At 46.4% G+C, this 17,902-nt stretch carries 14 protein-coding genes and 2 tRNA genes; 7 read left to right on the top strand and 9 right to left on the bottom strand.

Annotated features, from left to right (window positions below):
- Positions 1–169: 169 nt before the first annotated feature.
- Positions 170–230, bottom strand: a tRNA-Thr gene (locus tag NSS66_RS16650).
- 310 nt (positions 231–540) lie between these two features.
- Here NSS66_RS16650 and NSS66_RS16645 point away from each other — a divergent pair.
- Positions 541–1,359, top strand: coding sequence for a MerR family transcriptional regulator (locus tag NSS66_RS16645; protein WP_023986754.1), 819 nt, complete (start codon positions 541–543; stop codon positions 1,357–1,359).
- A 24-nt stretch (positions 1,360–1,383) separates the two neighbouring features.
- On the top strand, positions 1,384–2,559 hold the full coding sequence (locus NSS66_RS16640) for an MFS transporter (protein WP_340959409.1): 1,176 nt from the start codon (positions 1,384–1,386) through the stop codon (positions 2,557–2,559).
- Positions 2,560–2,877: 318 nt separating this feature from the next.
- On the opposite strand, the gene NSS66_RS16635 is transcribed toward NSS66_RS16640, so the two are convergent.
- The 3 genes from NSS66_RS16635 to NSS66_RS16625 all read right to left on the bottom strand — a co-directional run bounded on the left by NSS66_RS16635 (position 2,878) and on the right by NSS66_RS16625 (position 5,048).
- Positions 2,878–4,299, bottom strand: coding sequence for a transcriptional regulator (locus NSS66_RS16635; protein ID WP_340959408.1), 1,422 nt, complete (start codon positions 4,297–4,299; stop codon positions 2,878–2,880).
- Positions 4,300–4,555: 256 nt separating this feature from the next.
- A tRNA-Thr gene (locus NSS66_RS16630) sits at positions 4,556–4,627 on the bottom strand.
- A gap of 73 nt (positions 4,628–4,700) precedes the next feature.
- A complete protein-coding gene (locus NSS66_RS16625) occupies positions 4,701–5,048 on the bottom strand; it encodes an MTH1187 family thiamine-binding protein (protein ID WP_013308518.1) in 348 nt (115 codons plus the stop codon).
- A 526-nt stretch (positions 5,049–5,574) separates the two neighbouring features.
- On the opposite strand from NSS66_RS16625, the gene NSS66_RS16620 reads away from it, so the two are divergent.
- From NSS66_RS16620 to NSS66_RS16610, 3 genes are all read left to right on the top strand, one after another.
- A complete protein-coding gene (locus NSS66_RS16620; RefSeq protein WP_340959407.1) occupies positions 5,575–7,908 on the top strand; it encodes a ribonucleoside-diphosphate reductase subunit alpha in 2,334 nt (777 codons plus the stop codon).
- Positions 7,909–7,928: 20 nt separating this feature from the next.
- Positions 7,929–8,960, top strand: coding sequence for a ribonucleotide-diphosphate reductase subunit beta (locus tag NSS66_RS16615; protein ID WP_023986750.1), 1,032 nt, complete (start codon positions 7,929–7,931; stop codon positions 8,958–8,960).
- Positions 8,961–9,125: 165 nt separating this feature from the next.
- A complete protein-coding gene (locus NSS66_RS16610) occupies positions 9,126–10,877 on the top strand; it encodes a methyl-accepting chemotaxis protein (protein ID WP_023986749.1) in 1,752 nt (583 codons plus the stop codon).
- 180 nt (positions 10,878–11,057) lie between these two features.
- Here the strand turns inward: NSS66_RS16610 and NSS66_RS16605 are convergent, their stop codons facing one another.
- Both NSS66_RS16605 and NSS66_RS16600 read right to left on the bottom strand, forming a co-directional pair.
- Positions 11,058–11,864 (bottom strand): patatin-like phospholipase family protein, encoded by an 807-nt coding sequence (locus NSS66_RS16605; protein ID WP_075153623.1) that lies wholly within the window; start codon positions 11,862–11,864, stop codon positions 11,058–11,060.
- 115 nt (positions 11,865–11,979) lie between these two features.
- Entirely contained in the window at positions 11,980–12,660 is a 681-nt protein-coding gene (locus NSS66_RS16600) for a DNA-binding protein (RefSeq protein ID WP_025723692.1), read from the bottom strand.
- Between the two features lie 245 nt (positions 12,661–12,905).
- On the opposite strand from NSS66_RS16600, the gene NSS66_RS16595 reads away from it, so the two are divergent.
- Entirely contained in the window at positions 12,906–13,856 is a 951-nt protein-coding gene (locus NSS66_RS16595) for a beta-ketoacyl-ACP synthase III (protein ID WP_071559402.1), read from the top strand.
- A 170-nt stretch (positions 13,857–14,026) separates the two neighbouring features.
- Here the strand turns inward: NSS66_RS16595 and NSS66_RS16590 are convergent, their stop codons facing one another.
- Positions 14,027–14,863, bottom strand: coding sequence for an HAD hydrolase-like protein (locus NSS66_RS16590; RefSeq protein WP_023986748.1), 837 nt, complete (start codon positions 14,861–14,863; stop codon positions 14,027–14,029).
- Positions 14,864–15,033: 170 nt separating this feature from the next.
- Between NSS66_RS16590 and NSS66_RS16585 the strand changes: the two genes are divergently transcribed.
- Positions 15,034–15,528, top strand: coding sequence for a hypothetical protein (locus NSS66_RS16585; RefSeq protein ID WP_023986747.1), 495 nt, complete (start codon positions 15,034–15,036; stop codon positions 15,526–15,528).
- Here the strand turns inward: NSS66_RS16585 and NSS66_RS16580 are convergent.
- Positions 15,512–17,227 carry an NAD(P)H-hydrate dehydratase gene (locus NSS66_RS16580; protein WP_340959403.1) on the bottom strand — a complete coding sequence of 572 codons (1,716 nt, stop codon included), beginning with the start codon at positions 17,225–17,227 and terminating at the stop codon, positions 15,512–15,514. The genes NSS66_RS16585 and NSS66_RS16580 overlap by 17 nt on opposite strands.
- A 33-nt stretch (positions 17,228–17,260) precedes the next feature.
- The gene (locus NSS66_RS16575) at positions 17,261–17,893 is read right to left on the bottom strand and encodes an NAD(P)-dependent oxidoreductase (protein WP_023986745.1); all 633 of its coding nucleotides are present in this window, start codon (positions 17,891–17,893) and stop codon (positions 17,261–17,263) included.
- Positions 17,894–17,902 lie beyond the last annotated feature (9 nt).

Genomic DNA, 17,902 nt, shown 5'->3' with positions numbered 1-17,902 from the left:
AGCAGATGTCTCCTTTGTAAGATATAAGGAGATAACAATCCTAAAGTTAAGGGCGCATGCAATTGTAGTTATAATATGAATTGATTGGGAGAAGAATGCTCCCTCCAACAAAAAAGCACGTCCTCCAAAAAGCTTGGAAGCCATGCTGTGCTTGAGTTTCATTGAATGCTGGTGAAGGGAATTGAACCCCCGGCCTACGCATTACGAGTGCGTTCCGGTACAGTTCAGGATAGATTAATGAATATCTAGAGGATGCCGTGATAAGTGGCATCCTTTTGTTCGCTAAAGGACAGTTAGGCCATAGCTAGTGCTACAATCGGCATGAGAGAAATTTCTCGAATAAATAAAAGCATCTTTTAGAAGGATTTTTCAATAGATAGATTAACTCAATTACTAAGGCTTGAACCAACAAAATCCATAGAGTGGTGACAAGGATGGCAGTCGGTCTTAGCTATAAAAAGGAAAAGCATTCACATCCTTGACTTTCCCCTGCACGGGAAACTGTATACTCACATTATGTTATAGATTGGAGATGATATTTTGTTCAAAATCAGTGCATTTTCCAGGCTAAGCAAGGTCTCCTTAAAAACACTGCGTTATTACGACCAGATTGGCATACTTAAGCCGAGAAAAGTGGATTACGATACGGGCTACCGTTACTATTCCGCAGATCAGCTTCTTGAGCTCAACCGAATCTTAATCTATAAGGAATTGGGTTTTACATTGCCCCAAATTAAACAGCTGCTTCAGGAAGATATTTCATTGGAGAATATTCAAGGCATGTTTAAGCTGAAAAGAAGCGAAATCCAGCATATCATCGATACGGAACAAGCCAAACTCGTCAGGATTGAGGAGCGTATGCAGCTTATAGAAAAAGAGGGGCAATTCGAAACGGGTCAAGAAATCAGAGTCAAGGCAGATGGTGCTCAATCGTTTTTTTATCAGAAAACATGCGGGAAAGAAGAGGACATTCCGGATTTGTTTCGTCAATTTGATCAGTTATTAACAACGGAAATTCGCCAGCTGATCCAAGGCCCTCAGGTTGTTTTGTGGAAAGACATCGACGGAAAAGAGGATGAGTTTGAGTTTGAAGTCGGTTATTTTTTAACCTGTGAGCTGCGGTCATTTCCAGAACCGTTTCGGCTACGGACTCTTCCTCCTGAACCGATGATGGCTACAATGGCTTTTCATTCAAATTCAAAATTTGATGGTGCGGCCTGTGTTCATTTAGCTAAATGGATTGAGAAAAATAACTATCAGATCAAGGAAAACGAATTAGGTAGGGAACTATACTTACCGTTAACTCCAGAACGAGATGCACAATTCATAGAAATACAAATTCCCATTATAAATAGATAACTGAAGAAGGTGGAGTGGGGTAAATTGAAAAATAAACGGATCATCTATGTCCTGGCACTGGCTGTTTTTCTGATTGGAACCATTGAATATATTATTACGGGAGTCATTAAGATGATCGCTGTGGACTTGGGAGTATCTACTTCAGAAGCTGGGTTATTGGTGACTGTGTTTGCTCTCGCCGCGGCCATTGTCGCTCCGATTTTGATTGCATTAACGATCAATGCAGATCGCAAGAAACTACTAATGACCACCCTTGGTGTGTTTATTGCCAGCAACGGACTTATGTTTGTAGATCTTGCTTATGAAACAGTACTATGGATACGAATTATCCAAGGGGCTAGCGGAGGAATCGCTACCGTTGTAGCCATGGCAGTAGCGACACGACTCGTTGAAAAAGAAAAAAGGGGCAATGCCATCGGTATTATTTTGATGGGGCTTAGCAGTTCGCTCGTGCTCGGTGTTCCCATGGGCACATTTTTTAGTGAGATGTTTGGATGGAGAGTGCTATTTGTTTTAATCGGATTATTAAGTGTTCTTCCATTACTTATCATCTATAAAAAGGTTCCGGCAATCAAAGAAGAAGAAAAGGTTACCCTCAGAATGCAGCTCTCTATTTTAAGAAATCCAACCATTCTGATGGCCTTGGTTATTACGTTATTTTATGTCGGCGGCTATTCTACACTGTTTACTTATATTACGCCTTTCTTGCAAGCCACGTCCTCTCTTTCCATGACAGAAATTAGCGGTGTTCTGTTCCTGGCGGGCATTTGCAGCTTTGTCGGATCAAGAGTGGGCGGACAATTGGCAGATGCAAAGGGATCGAAATTTACCATTTGTCTCGGGCTCATCTTACAAGGGGCGACTCTTCTTTTATTCGCTCTAGCCGGAGTCAATCTCTTGGTATTAATCTTGGTTTTAATGATTTTTATGTTAGCAACTTGGAGTATTTCCCCGGCCCAGCAACTTTATCTGGTTACTCTGGCGCCTCGAAATCCGGACATTGCTCTTAGCGTAAATACTTCGTTCATCCAATTTGGTTTTGCACTGGGATCTGGATTAGGTGGGCTAGTCATCAGTCGTACATCTGTCCTATATTTGAATTGGCTGGGTTTTGCCGCTGTAAGCATAGCTTTACTTCTTGCCATCTTACTATTTAAAAAAATGAGCAGTGGGACTGGAACCCCTATTGTTACTAAATAAGAAATGGACTGGACACCCACATCCAGTGCAATTTCAAAGATGGTATATATCGTCTTAAAATACAGATCCTAGCTTAATGTAGCTGCAAACAGTTCTATATCCGATTTTGACACTTTATATGTATGATTCATGCTGATCACCTTGATAATTCATTCGGTGAACGATGTAGTAATTCCTTCAACAAAAATCCCCGCCGACCAGTTAAGGTTAGCGGGGATTTGCTTTGCTTACGTTTAAGCACCTCCAATGGTAACGTAAGGCTGAATACTATTGTGGTGGTTAAGGGCTTGATCCGGCACAGTAACAATAAACAAAAAGCTAGCCGCGATGATCAGCAGTACCATTTTTTTTAACATTGGTCATCCACACCTTTTCAATGAAATTTAAAAATGCTGCTTTAGTTTCTGAAACTGCATAATCCCGAAAATGTAAAAACAAACCCATACAGTTTATAAAATTAGTCTCATTATTTAATGTATGATAACTTACCATTGCATACATCAAATGTTTAAAACCATCAATGTAAGAGCCTCGATGTAAATAATAATAAGCTAACTCGTAACCAAACCACGCGATATAATCCGGTATCACCTGTTGGGTATACATATCATCTGATGATGGTTGCTGTTGTGCAAAAGCGTTTATTTCGGCTTCAAATTGTTGAAGTATACCTTCCACATCTATGTTATATTGGTTTGCTGAAATTATAACATTCAACAGTTTTGAGATTTTCTCATTCTCGTTAGTGGCTGATGTCACTGCAATATATTCAACATAATCTTGAAGCACACTTATATCTCCTGACAACAGTTTATATACGTAAGTATTACCTTCTGCCCAACTTTTAAACAAGCTAACCCAGTGTTGAGTGTCGTCGTCAGTCTCTTTGACCCAATCTAGATTAGCGTAGGTGTATGTATAATCTAGAGCTTGTTGATAGTCGCCTTGGGCTTCACAGACACTTGCACACAATAAATCGGCATATGAAATATATACAAACAACGGGCGACTTAGCTTCTTGGCAGACTCATCACGCTCTCGACTCTCTTGTTGATGTTTTAACGAATATTGAGCTTTCGCTTTCTGCTTCATTTTTTTCGCCGCTTCATCTACCTTGTTCCATTTACGCAAAGACCTGTACACATTAGCCAAGTCCTTCAATGCATCAAGCTGGTCTATTTCATCTAGGCGTTCAACAAAAGCTTCAAATATCGTAGCTGCACTGAGATTGCGACTTTGATCGTCTCCAACTTGAATCGTGAATATACGATATTGACAGATGGCTAAACGTTCAGAATGTTGGTACTTCTCCGCTTCAGCTACGCCCTCATAGAGCAGCAATGCAGCCTCATGTCGTCCCTGTGCTAATAGTACTTCTGCTATATCAAATAGTTTAGGCGAATAGAGTACGTTGTCCATAATGCTTCCCACCACTCGACGGATCGCATCCAGCTTGTCCAACTCCGCACAGCGAAACAAAAACGGCTCGATTCGTCTCATATTCGGGGGAGTGTCGATGATGTAGTTTTCTATAAATAAGTCGTAAAAGTAGCCCTCCGGTAAATCCATAGCTTCAGTAATTAGGTCAAGCTGGTTAACAGACATAGACTTATTCCCCGTCACAATAGCACTTACTATTCCCCTATTCATGCCTGCTATATGCCCGAATTGCGTTAGACTCATGCTCTCTTGTTTTAAGTATCTGTCTAATTCTGCTCGTATCGTAGGTGTATGCTTCATGCCATAGCCACCCTTCGCATAAACTTTCCATAATTTTTAAAAACATACTTCATTTTTCACCAAAATTAACCACCTGTCAATATACTATGCAACTAATGTAAGAATTCGATTTTTAGCATGAAACAAAACAAAGAACTAATTATATATAGCATAATAATCCTACTAAAAAGACCTCAGCGTAGAAGATTGTCCAAAACCACAAAAAAGCGCGCCCTCCAAAAGCTTGGAAGCCGCGCTGTGCTTGAGTTTATAGCTATGCTGGTGAAGGGAATTGAACCCCCGGCCTACGCATTACGAGTGCGTTGCTCTACCCCTGAGCTACACCAGCAGGTCAGTGTAACTGACAACAAAAACTATTATACTCTTAGTTACATAAAAATCAATCACTTACATCAACTTTTTCAACTAGGATTTGGATTTAGTTCGGTAACATTTCCTGTCGCGGTGCCCGATAGTTTCTCTGCGACGGAACGGAGCTTTTGGTGGCTGGAGGAAGGCTTGTCACGGCGATCATCAATTTTGACCGAGGTGGAAACACGCTTAGCTCCAGACAGGAATGGCGCTTCGTGCAGCGCAGCAATGGCGGTGAACACATCGTCCAACGAACCTTCAATAATCGTACTCATGGAGGTAAGCTCATAGGTAATTCCTTTTTGCGTCTTCAACACTTTTTGCATCTGGGCAACGTAGTCGCTCAGGCTTGTACTCCCCGTTCCAATCGGGATCACTGTCACTTCTGCAATAGCCATCGCCAAGTTCCTCCTTTTAATTTAAAATCGTCACTTCTTTAAAAATCTAAAACCTCAGTCCGATAGAACGAGCAACCTTATTTCACAAAAAAAGTTCATATGTATGCTGCTTGTTTCTGTAGGAAACATCTTTATCATTCATTGTACCGTTCAAACTGCCTCAATTCAAATACAGCCCGCGACTTCTCTGCATATTTTGATTTTCCATTCCTTTTCCTTTACGTATGGCTTCGAATGTTGCTATAATACTCCTTGCACTTATTTGAAATTTTAAGTTTATACACACAATATGTTGGGTTAAATATTCATAACACGTCTAAATATAGTGATGTAGCCGATAAATCGTACGGGAACCATCTTTTCCCCCTTCATTGGCAGGTGCATCGCTATTTCTATGTTATTGGATTACATACAGCCCCCAAATGCTGTCTGACCATCGCTTTTTTCGCCATTATCTTCTCATCATGATCATTTTCATGCTATTCCCAAGTATGATTCCAAATCAGGAAAGCGAGGAATTAATCCTATGCCACAACTCGTAACCAAACCAAACAATCGCCAGTTGGCTTTTGATGAAATACGCATTTCCGTATATGCCGACCGTGTACTCAGCGGGCTGGACAAGCTGGATAAAGATCGTCTCATTCGCGGTGTAACTAGCAAGCTGCGCCGGGACGAAGTCACGGGGGATGACATCAGCAACGCGTTTGCGATGGCTGCCCTTGAATTGGTTAGTAAGGAAGAACCGGACTGGAAATTTGCCGCTGCACGTGCTTTGCTCACTTCCTTGTATAAAAAAGCTGCTACTCACCGACGTTACAAATCCTATGCGGACGAGCCTTACGGCGCTTTTTATCCGCTGATTACCGATTTGGTCCAAAAAGGAATTTACCGTCAAGAACTGCTCGACTACTATACCAAGGAGCAGATTGATGAGCTGGGCGATTCCATATTGCCGAAAAATGACCTGCTGTTCGATTATATCGGGCTATTAACGCTGTCTGAGCGCTATTTGGCCAATGATTTTGATGGACGCGTAATGGAACTGCCGCAAGAACGCTACATGATCATCGCGATGTACCTGATGCACCAAGAGCCTGCCGACAAGCGTATGGAGCTGGTCAAAGAAGCGTACTGGGCGATGAGCAACATGTACATGACAGCAGCTACACCAACCATGTCCAATGCCGGAAAAAAGGTGGCCGGACAGCTCTCCAGCTGCTTTATAGACACCGTAGACGACTCGTTGGAAGGTATTTTCGACTCCAATACGGATGTAGCCCGTCTTAGCAAAATGGGCGGCGGCATCGGCGTGTACCTCGGTAAAGTACGGGCGCGCGGGTCCGATATCCGTGGACATAAAAATACAAGTTCTGGCGTCATTCCGTGGATTCGTCAGCTGAACAATACAGCTGTTAGCGTAGACCAATTGGGTACTCGCAAAGGTGCAATTGCCGTATATCTGGACGTATTCCATAAGGATATCCTCGCGTTCCTTGACCTGAAGCTGAACAACGGTGACGAGCGGATGCGTGCACATGACGTGTTCCACGGCGTATGTCTGCCCGATCTGTTCATGGAGCGGGTCGAAGCACGTGGTGAATGGAATCTGTTCTGTCCGCATGAAGTGAAGAAGGTGATGGGCTGGAAAGATGACAACGGTCGTCCACTGGGTCTGGAAGATTTTTATGATGAAACCTTCGGTTCAGGTACCTTCCGCGAAAAGTATGAGGAGGCGTCACAGCATCCCATTCTCTCTCGTATTACAGTGCCTGCCATCGACATCATGAAGCGCCTGATGAAATCACAACTGGAAACAGGTACACCGTACATGTTCTATCGTGATACGGTAAACCGGGCCAACCCGAACCGCGCCCATGGTATGGTATATTCCTCCAACCTGTGTACGGAAATTATGCAAAACCAATCTGCAACTGTAGTGGAAAAAGAAGAACTGGTCACCAAGGACGGACAAACACGCATTGTTATTTCCAAAATTCCTGGCGACTTTGTTGTTTGCAACCTGAACTCCATCCATCTGGCTCGTGCGGTTCCGGCAGGTGTGCTGGATCGCCTCGTACCGATTCAGGTACGTATGCTGGATAATGTTATTGATATCAACAACATTGAAGTGCTGCAAGCACAATATACGAACAGCCAATATCGCGCTGTCGGTCTGGGTACATTTGGACTGCATCATCTACTTGCACTGGAAGGTATCCGTTGGGAATCCGATGAAGCGGTAACCTATAACGATCATTTGTATGAAAAGATTAACTACCTGGCAGTCAAATCCAGCATGGAGCTAGCGAAAGAAAAAGGCCGTTATGCGAAATTCGAGGGTTCTGACTGGTCTACCGGGCATTATTTCACTTCCCGTGGCTATACGGACGGTACACTCGAAGGGAAATTTGTCACAACGTCCGAGTGGATCGAGCTTGCAGAAGAAGTCAAACAAAACGGTGTCCGCAACGCATGGCTGTTCGCCATCGCGCCTAACGGGTCCACGTCTATTATTGCAGGCTCTACCGCCAGCATTGACCCATTGTATGAGTTGCTTTCCTATGAAGAGAAAACAACTTACAAGATCGCTAACCCAGCACCGGACTTGAACGAGAAAACCATCTGGTACTACAAGACAGCTTTCTTGCTGGATCAACACGCTTCGATCAACATGGCTTCTGCACGTCAGCGTCATATTGACCAAGGCCAAAGCTTTAACCTGTATGTACGGCCTGATATTAAAGCAACTGAATTTTTAGAGCTGCACATCCATGCCTGGAAATCAGGTATGAAATCGACCTATTATGTACGCAGCCGCGCACTGACGATTGAAGAATGTGATAGCTGCGCATCCTAAACTAAAGGAGAGAAGCTCTCATGCAGTTACAGAAGATTTTTAACACGGAAGCGCCAAATCGCTCTACCCGTATTATTGAAGGCGAAAGCTCCGGTATTTTGAATTGGAACGATATTCGGATGCCGCATATGTACAAACTGTATAAAGTACTGCTGCTGAACCACTGGATTCCAGATGAAATTCCGATGTCCAAGGACGCGTCCCAGTTCCCTGTGCTGGATGCCGAAGAACAGCGCACCTTTAAAATTAACATCGGCCTGCTGGCTGTGCTGGATTCCATGCAAACGATGTTTGTCGGGGATGTAAAACGCTATTTTACCGATTCCTCGCTGGAAGCTATTTCGGCGATTATCGGGCAGCAGGAAGTGGTCCATAACCAGTCCTACTCCTACGTTCTGTCTTCTTTGGTGTCAGATCAGGAACAGAAGGAAATTTTTGAATACTGGAAAAACGATCCTGTCCTGCTGGAGCGTAACACATTCATCTCGGATATTTACCAGGAGTTCCGCGATGAGCAGAACCCGCAAACCTTTTTCCAAGCGATGGTAGCCGATTTGATTTTGGAGGGCATTTTCTTTTACAGCACATTTGCTTTCTTCTACAATTTGGCCCGTGATCAGAAAATGATGGCAACCAGCCAAATGATCTCGTATATTCAGCGTGATGAAAATCAGCATTGCTACTTCTTTGCCGAAGTGTTCAAGCAGCTATTGTCCGATTTCCCTGAGCTGAACACCAAGGAAAATACGGACTATGTCTATCGTATGATTAACCGCGCTGTGGAGCTGGAAACGAATTGGGCGCATTATACGCTCAAAGAGGTTCGCGGCATCGACTTGAACGAGCTGAGCGATTATATCAAATACATGGCAAATATGCGCCTGAGATTGCTTGGTATGGACAAAGCATACGAAGGCGTAGATGTAAACTGTATGCCTTGGATTAAACCATTCTCAGACGAAGCGCTGAATGCGACAAAAACGGACTTTTTTGAAGCAAAATCACGCAATTATGGCAAGGTCGGAGATGACAACGGATTTGACGATTTGTAAGTCATAAGATACAGCCTTAACTCGGTACTTACCGGGCTAAGGCTTTTTTCATGAGAATTTACGCAAATACGCAAAAAAATCATGAAACATCTGAATTACTATTCATATTTTCCTATTTGTACACGATATATATGAAGGTGAAAAAAATATAGTAAGGAGCATATTATGAAAAGCAGCGTTAAAAAAAGAATGGGATTACAATCCAAACTCTACTTCATCTTGCTCATTCCTTTAATAGTGATTGGCGTCATTGTTCTGTGGACGACCAATCAATCTATCCAAAATGCTTCTCTATCAACCATGCAGCTAAACAATGAAACGCTGGCAAAGAACACGGCCCAGTTACTGGACAAGTCCGCAGTCAAGAGCTTAAACACTAATTCATCTGAGCAAAGCAGCGAGTATAAGCAGCTTCGGAACGAGTTAAATACGCTCAGGTTGCAAACTGGAATCCTGTACATCTATATGTACAACCGGGTTGGAAATGAGTGGAAAATTACAGTGGATGGAGCCGCATGGGACGACAAAGACTACAGTCCATTCGGAACTCCTGTAAGTTTTACCCTTAAAGAAACGGAAGAGAAATTAAAACAAGGGGAAACGGTAACTACAGATATTACAACGGACCCTGAGTGGGGGACGATGTTTTCCTCCTTTACTCCCATTAAGGATACCGATGGAACCATCATTGGATATTTGGGAATCGACAGATCCCTGTCCTCTGTGACTGAAGTATACGAACATACCTTGCCTGAGGCCTACCGATTAGTTATCCCTGTTATCTCCATCATTCTGATCATCTCAATTGCGGCTATGATGCTGGTAACCCGACGGATACTGCGTCAGGTGAGATTTATTAAAAATACACTGGAGCAAGTAGCCGACGGCAACCTTACGGTTACATCGTCGCAAGTAACATATGATCAGTTAGGCGAAATCAGCAAATTGACGAACAAAATGGTGGAAGCCATGTCGAATATGATTGTGGATATTCAAAGCAGTTCAAGCACACTCCAGCACGCATCGGAGAATATCGTCGTGACAACGGAAGGAACACTCCACCAGACTGAGGAACTGTCCCGTACACTCCAGCAAATTGCCGATGTCTCTATTAACCAAGCGGATCAAGCGGTGGAATCGGTTCAACAATCTGATCGATTAGGACAAACGCTGGATGAAGTCGGAAGCCATGTGCAACAATTTACGGATACGGCCCATCATCTCAATGAGGTTCGTAATCAGGTAGCTAGTGAGCATGAACTGTTATTAGAGAAAGGACGAGAAAGCGCCTTGCGTATCAAGCAGATGCAGCGCATGTCACACGCGTTAACCGAAAAATCCCGCGAGGCGGCTAACATCGGTCAGCAGGTACAGGGCATCGTAAAGCAGACGCAGATTTTGTCCTTTAATGCCTCTATTGAAGCCTCACGTGCAGGCGAAGCTGGCAAGGGTTTTTCTGTGGTCGCTCATGAAATGGGACAACTTGCCCAGCAATCCGCCATATCGATTCGTGAAATCGATGAAATCTTAAGAAGCTTTGTTGAGCAAATTGAGCAAATGGGTGATCAATTTGATGAAAACATAAAGACCGTCAATGAACAAGAAGTACAAATTTCGGTATGTCTACAGTCTGTTGACAAAGTCACCCAGGTTTCACAGGAAGTTCAGGAGTTAGCTGCACATCTGGCTCAATTGACGGCAGAGATGCAAGAGGTACGTCACAGCGTAGATCAACATTTAAATCACACAGCCAGCGCGGCACAGCAGACTGCCGGAATGACAGAAGATGTATCAGCAAGCGCTCAGAAGCAGGCACTAGCGGTAAAAGAACTATCCGAAGTAGCCCGCAATCTGACCACACTATCAAACAATCTGCAGCGACATGCTGACCAGTTCCGGGTGAAAAACGCTGAATAGTAAAAAAGGGATTACCCATGCATGATGAATTGTGACTCGTAAGATGAACCTTTGAAAAAGCGTTTCTTTTACGGGTCATTTGCGTTTTCAACAGATGAATACAAGATGTGTCTGGAGCGGATCAGTGGCAGATGATCTATGCGTGCGTGTCGACTAAGAGGCACTTCTTTTCTTTACATACTAAACATGCATCTGTGCTGATTGCCCATGATTGGCTATTTGCGGCTTCAGTTCATCCATGATGCATTCAGCCGCTTCCTCGCCAGCCTCGACGCATTCAGGCCATTTTGTAAAATCAAACGCCGCAATATGTCCGACTTCAGGGCGAATAACAACGTCTGCTAGCCGGAGACTATTATGCTTTCGTTCGGCGGTCATCAAGCTGTAAGAGCGGTATACAACTTCCACCATATTTCGCGGCGGCTTCTTTTCATGTCCCCGTGCCACATCAACAGCAATTACTAAACAATCTGCTTCCCGACTCATCTCTTCTACAGGCAAATTGTTTAATACCCCTCCGTCGACCAGCATCTTGCCTTCATGCATCACAGGAGCGAATAAGCCAGGAAACGCCATCGTAGCCCGCAGTGCTGTCACCAAATCACCTTGTTCAAAAATGAATTGCTTGCCTTCCAGTAAATCGACAGAAACAGCTTCAAAACGGATAAGAAGATCCTCAATCTTCTGCGTATGCTGTCCATACTGCTGCAGTAGCTCATTCACCACCGTATTCATGCTGTTACCGCCAATTAAACCACGATGGCGTATGCCGATATCCAACAGGCGGTATTTAGGTGTCTTTTTAATACAATCCAATAGAGCATCCGTAGGAACACCCGCCGCATAAAGTCCGCCAACAATGCCGCCCATACTCGTACCGATGATACAATCGACCTGAATCCCGTGTCTTTCGAACGCTCTCAGTACCCCCAAATGAGCAAGTCCTCTGACTGCTCCCCCACCCAAAACCAATCCTACCTTCGGCATATACGCAACCCCTTTACATGTATTTACTGCATGCGTCCAAACACACAAAAGACCCAAAAACTAAACGTAAGGAGGCCAGCTTCCTCTCCTCACAAATGACTCATTCCTGTTATATTCAAAAATGAAAAGCCTCGCTTAGAAAATCGGAAAGCAACCCTTTTTCCTCGTCAGAAAGATCCGAAATGGATTGCAGAAAACGGGAAACCAGCTCCGTAATTTCAAGGCCTAGTTCATCGTTCATCGTTTGTAAGGCCATACCCAACACAGTGCCAACAAACATGGTCATGCCCATTTCCTTGCTTGGCGCTGTAAGGACAATCCGCTGAATCCAGGGACCTCTTTTACCTCCCAGCTTCTTCAAGTACATCAAAAGCAGCCCTATAATATAGGCGCAAAAATTGATTCTGACACTGGCTTCAGGAATTTCAGCCCAAATTTTTCGGACCGCCTCATTGGGACCTGTATTGTTCAAATCCTTGAGCAATCCCGAGATATTCTCGACGGTTTTTTTCCAATCCACCAGATCCACTAATTCATTCCGGGACTGGTTGAACAAATCCGAAGCTTTATCTGTAGGTACAAATACAACCTGTGAACGTCCGGTTACCTTGGTATTCACCTCATAGCTGCGCGTAATAAACCCGAGCTTTTCAATTTCTTTCAGCATGTCATAGGCCGTCCACTTACTAACCCCTAATGATTTAGCCAAGGCCTCATAATGAATAGGTAGTTTTGTTTTTTGGTACAGTTCCACTAATGTATGCAAAAATTGCAGTCGGCGTTTAGTAAGTGACACGATAGCGTTGTAACCTCCCTGTGTAATTCTCTATGAATTCGTTTTTGGGTTTTTTGTGTCTAAATATTAGCACTGAATACCCATATAAGCAAGCCTCATAATGATTATTGATTCTCACACAGCGGGCTGCTCTTTTACATATTTCCTTTTTAATTGGCTTGTGTTATATTTTTATCCATATCGTTTTTTGGTTTTTTTGGTCTTTACGGTCTTTTGTGTGATTATTTTATTGGAGGGAAACGTTCATGCAATCAGCTCTCAAGCCCAACGGCATTACTATTACGGGTGCAGGGTTCTATGTACCGGCATCACTATTCACCAATTTGGAATTAGCCGCATCTCTGGATACATCCGATGAATGGATCACTCAGCGAACAGGTATCCGTCAGCGATATATCGCAGAAGCATCCGCAGAAACCTCTGATCTTGCCGTCCTGGCTGCAACTCATGCTTTACACCGTGCTCAATTATCATCGGAAGATGTGGATCTTATTGTAGTGGCAACGTCCACCCCTGACTATGCTTTCCCTTCCACGGCCATGTTGGTCAAGCAAAAGCTAGGAAGCCGCGCACCTGCATTCGACTTATCGGCAGCCTGCTCCGGTTTTGTATATGCCCTCTCGATCAGCAGTGACATGATGAAGGCAGGTGCATACCACAACGTCCTGGTGATTGGAGCAGACAAGTTCTCCAAAATCGTAGATTGGCAGGACCGTAATACCTCCGTTTTATTTGGAGATGGAGCAGGTGCTGTTGTCCTTCAATCTCATCCCGGTGCTTTCTCGTCTTTTTCCTTGCTTGGCTCGGAAGAACGTGGAGCAGACATGCTGATCTCCCCCGTCACAGGGCCTATTACAATGCATGGACGAGAGGTTTTCAAGTTTGGGGTGCGCATTCTGGAATCTATGCTGACTAAAGTTATGGAGGAATTAAGATTAAGCATAGATGATATTGCTTTGATCATTCCGCATCAGGCCAATATCCGAATCATTGAACATGCGGCAGTTAAGTTGAAAATTCCACTGGATAAGTTCTTTATAAATATCGAAAAATACGGAAATACGTCAGCTGCTTCTATTCCCATTGCGCTCGCGGAAGCTATGGAACAGCAGCGAATTCAAGCTGGTGATATTGTCGTCCTGGCTGGCTTCGGCGCAGGATTAGCCTGGGGTGTTCAAGTTATTCAGATCGCATAAATTCTTCAGTTCAACAGACAAAAAGGAGTAAACTAAAATGGAGCATTCGCAAACGTAGCGAGTGCTCCATTTTTATGTTTTGAAGCCAAGCAGAGTTCACCTTTATCCGAGTAGGTGCATACATATAACCTAGAAGTGTGTATTCAAGCACTCCAGACTCATACCTGTTCTTATGATGGAGGTAGCGCGGCTGTTTTCACCTGTTTCGTATAAGAAGGATAGCCTCCCGTATGCTGGAGCATTTCGATTTCACGCAAAATACGCGGCAAGTCAGCGACCGAGTTCATCACGATGTGGGCTCCTGCCCTTTTCAAACCATATACACTCTGTCTGCGCCGTTCCTCAGCCACTCTGTCATCCGCTTCATGGCTGGTCGTTTGAGCTGCGGTCGTCACGCTTTCGTTATGGTTCAACACACCAATCGTCCATACACCGGCGTTCCGTCCCTCTTGCATATCGGCTACTGTATCTCCTACTTTCACAATATCGCTAAGTGGGAATACCTGCAAGCGATGTGCAATTTCATAGATCATCCACGGATAAGGCCTCCCCTGCGAAACTTCACAAGGGGCTACCATACAATCCAACGTATAGGGTGACTGTGCAGGCGTAAACTTGTGACTGAGCATTTCCATCGGACAGGATGCAGTGGCGCCTGACTGAATGCGACGATCCTGCAACTCCTGCAGCGCCCTGTCTATACCGATAGCAGGCTCAGCCCCTTGGATCAAGGAGCGGAGAACAGGGACAAGCTCAAGATAAATATGCTCAATATCCGCTCTGCCAGGATGCGCACCAAAGCACTCCAGCCATTTTTTCCGAACCTCTGAAAGTCCCAGCACATTCGCAATATGATCCCGGATCGGCATTCCTCGCCCATGAGATACCTGTTCTTCAGTTACCTGTATACCTTTCCATCTGAAAATGTCACGCATTCCCTGGGTTAAGCCTCGTCCTCCGGGGTCTAACAATGTACTTTCGAGATTAAAAATAACCGCCTGTATCATGCAATCCCCGCCTTTCCGTACCGCGGCTATCCGCAATCTTTATTTTGCTTAGGAACATGATACACAGCTAACGTAAACTGAAGTGTCGTAAACGGTAAGCGGATTGTAATTGAAAATAAATTCCTTGATTGGTTATGAATACCGAGTGTGATAAGAGGAGGAGTCGCAACATGAGACAGCCTTGGAATGAATTTAATTCCAAAATGCCTTGGCGGATGGAGCTTGGTTGTTATGCGCTGAATAAACTGGCCTGTGGAGGATTGGTTTTTGGTCTCTTATGGGTCTACTGCTATCTGACAGAGGAAATAACAGGAATTCCTCTGACTATAGCAGGCAATAGTGGTGAACTGACCGCGCAGCTGTGGGCCTATGGTTTTGCCCTTCCTGCCGCTCTTGCCGCTGATGCGCTACGCGATCTTTTACCCTGGCTTCGTAAGCCCGAGCAACTCACCCTATACCTCGCTGCAGGATTCAGCGTCTTTCTCCTGCTAGGTTCTTTGATGTCGCCTGCCGGTACGGGCATTTCATGGAGCAACGGCATAGCAGGTGCAGGAATTACACTGCTGTATTATGGAGGAAGGTACTGGCTGAACCGTGAATATGGATTACAGATCATGCTGGCCTTCCTCCTGCCACTGCTGCTATGGCCTATAGGGCTTCAATAATGTCGCCAGCTATCACAGAGGCAGGATGCTGGCGATGACGTGCGGCTGTTTCTCCAGCCGCACCATGCAGATACACGCCAAAGGCTGCTGCCTGCGAAGCATTCAAGCCCTGGGCCAGCAAACCTGCGATGATGCCTGTCAGCACATCGCCCGCACCGCCTGTCGCCATCCCAGCATGGCCTGTGGTATTGACGTAGGCTGTTCCGTCAGGACAAGCGATGACGGTACGCGCTCCTTTGAGCGCCAGCGTGACCCCACGTGTTCGGGCGTACTCCCGGGCATGGGTGATGCGGTCACGCTGCACCTCTGCTGTCGGTATGCCCAGCAGACGAGCCATTTCACCGGGGTGCGGCGTTAGTACGACCGCCGCACTTCTCGGCTTCCAAGCCTCCAGCTCAGGCCCCGCCGAGGCGAGGATGTTCAAGGCGTCCGCATCAAGCACGAGCGGACCGCCGTATTCTTCCCACAGGCGGCGCAGCCAGCCGGTGTCCCCTGCAAAGCGGCCGAGTCCGGGGCCGACGGCCAGCACATCACGTGCCTGCGCGAGCTGTAGCAGCTCGTCTGCGGAGTCGGCATTCCATTCGCCGTCTCCGCCTACTGCTGCGGCAGCGAGCATCAGTTCCGGCGCGGCGCCAATGACGCGCGGCAACAACGCCTCGGGCACCGCCCACGTGACAAGGCCGCTGCCGATGCGCAGAGCGGCACGTGCGGCCAGCAAGCCCGCGCCGCTCATGCGCAGGCTTCCGGCCGCGACGAGAACATGGCCGTAGGTGCCCTTGTGCCCGTCCGGCACGCGGCTGCGGCTTACATCCACATCCAGTGCAGCGCGCAGCGTGTCACGGGTCAAGAGCCGCAGCTGCACGCCACACTCACGTGCAAGGCCGGGTGGAATACCGATGTAGCGTACCACCACATCGCCTGCAGTCCCGGCGCCCGGATATTGGACGAGCCCACGCTTCAAGTAGGCGAGGCATACGGTGACGCGCGCACGAATGCACGGCTCGTGCAGCGTACCTGTGTCGGCGTCGAGGCCGCTAGGCACGTCTACCGACACGAGCGGCACGCCGCTGGCATTGGCCTCGCGGATCAGCGAGGCGTAGGGTTCGCGCGGCGGGCCTTGCGTGCCCGTGCCCAGCAGGGCATCGACGATGCCGGAGGCGCCGCGCAGGTCGAGGGTATCCCGGCCATAGAGGATCACCGGGATACCCAGAGCCGCGATGATGTCGCGCTGCGCAGCCGCTTCACCACGCAGCGTTTCTGGCGGCTCGACGTACACAACGGTGACGCGCAGCCCTGCATCCGTTAGATGGCGGGCTACTACCAGTCCGTCACCACCGTTGTTGCCTTTACCTACGAGGATATACCAGTGTTCTCGTTCCCGTAAGTCATGTCCTCCTTGACTCCACGACTCTGTCCGTATAACACCGCCATGTCCCGGTATATCCCCCGGCCCTGTGTGTGTAACCTCTTCTGCCCACTGCGGCCCTAACACTTCAGCACGCTCAATCCCACGTGTTAGATCAGAAGTGCCTACTGAGAAGCCGCCATTGCTCTTCCCACTTCTCTCGGCACGTAGCTTCAATACCTCGTCAGCTACCGCGCACCCGGCATTTTCCATCAACGTAAGGGCCGGGATACCCAGCCTGTCAATTGTGTACGGATCCAATTGCCGCATTTCTTCGGCGGTCACCATATACATGCTTTTCGCCTCCCATATGGCTATCCCTGCTTATTAATACCCGACTGTAAAACGGGAATTGACAAATTCCCCTTCTACTAACTCATCAATCAGGGCTACCGCATAATCTTCGACCGAGATACGGCTATGGCCTAATTCGTCAACCACCAAATGATCCAAACCAATACGGAACTGTCCTGTACGTTTTCCCGATTCAATCATCCCGGCAGGACTACAATAGGTCCAATCTACATCCGCAGCGCGGTACAGCTCCAGTGCATCTGCATGGGCAGCCGCCAGCGGCTTCACTTCCTCCGGAAACTCGGCGGTATCCATGAGGCGTTCACCGTTTTCTGTTTTCAGACTTCCCGCTCCACCAACGACAAGTATGCGTTCCGCGCCGGAACGCCGGGTTCCTTCCAGCAAAGAACGAGTCGCTTCGAGCAGTTCTTCCTCTTCTCCAAACTTGGGACCGTACGCGCTAATGATAGCATCGTGCCCTTTGGCCACTTCCGTAACAGAATTCGGATTTAGAATATCTGCTTGAACCACCGTCAAGTATTCACTTCGCTCCGTCACACGTTGGGGGTCGCGGACCGCTGCTGTCACTTCATACTTGCGCTTGATTGCTTCCTTTACTAACGCTTGACCAATGGTTCCAGTTGCTCCAAAAATAATAACTTTCATATAAATATG

It is taken from the genome of Paenibacillus sp. FSL R10-2748, assembly GCF_038005565.1.
GTDB lineage: Bacteria > Bacillota > Bacilli > Paenibacillales > Paenibacillaceae > Paenibacillus > Paenibacillus polymyxa_B.
The sequence above is the reverse complement of the archived record's forward strand: the minus strand, read 5'-3'. Positions and strand labels throughout refer to the sequence as shown.

Coding starts and splice junctions, on each gene's coding strand:
- NSS66_RS16635 (WP_340959408.1), bottom strand. CDS start 4,299: ATGAAGCATACACCTACGATACGAGCAGAATTAGACAGATACTTAAAA.
- NSS66_RS16625 (WP_013308518.1), bottom strand. CDS start 5,048: ATGGCTATTGCAGAAGTGACAGTGATCCCGATTGGAACGGGGAGTACA.
- NSS66_RS16620 (WP_340959407.1), top strand. CDS start 5,575: ATGCCACAACTCGTAACCAAACCAAACAATCGCCAGTTGGCTTTTGAT.
- NSS66_RS16615 (WP_023986750.1), top strand. CDS start 7,929: ATGCAGTTACAGAAGATTTTTAACACGGAAGCGCCAAATCGCTCTACC.
- NSS66_RS16610 (WP_023986749.1), top strand. CDS start 9,126: ATGAAAAGCAGCGTTAAAAAAAGAATGGGATTACAATCCAAACTCTAC.
- NSS66_RS16605 (WP_075153623.1), bottom strand. CDS start 11,864: ATGCCGAAGGTAGGATTGGTTTTGGGTGGGGGAGCAGTCAGAGGACTT.
- NSS66_RS16595 (WP_071559402.1), top strand. CDS start 12,906: ATGCAATCAGCTCTCAAGCCCAACGGCATTACTATTACGGGTGCAGGG.
- NSS66_RS16590 (WP_023986748.1), bottom strand. CDS start 14,863: ATGATACAGGCGGTTATTTTTAATCTCGAAAGTACATTGTTAGACCCC.
- NSS66_RS16585 (WP_023986747.1), top strand. CDS start 15,034: ATGAGACAGCCTTGGAATGAATTTAATTCCAAAATGCCTTGGCGGATG.
- NSS66_RS16580 (WP_340959403.1), bottom strand. CDS start 17,227: ATGTATATGGTGACCGCCGAAGAAATGCGGCAATTGGATCCGTACACA.
- NSS66_RS16575 (WP_023986745.1), bottom strand. CDS start 17,893: ATGAAAGTTATTATTTTTGGAGCAACTGGAACCATTGGTCAAGCGTTA.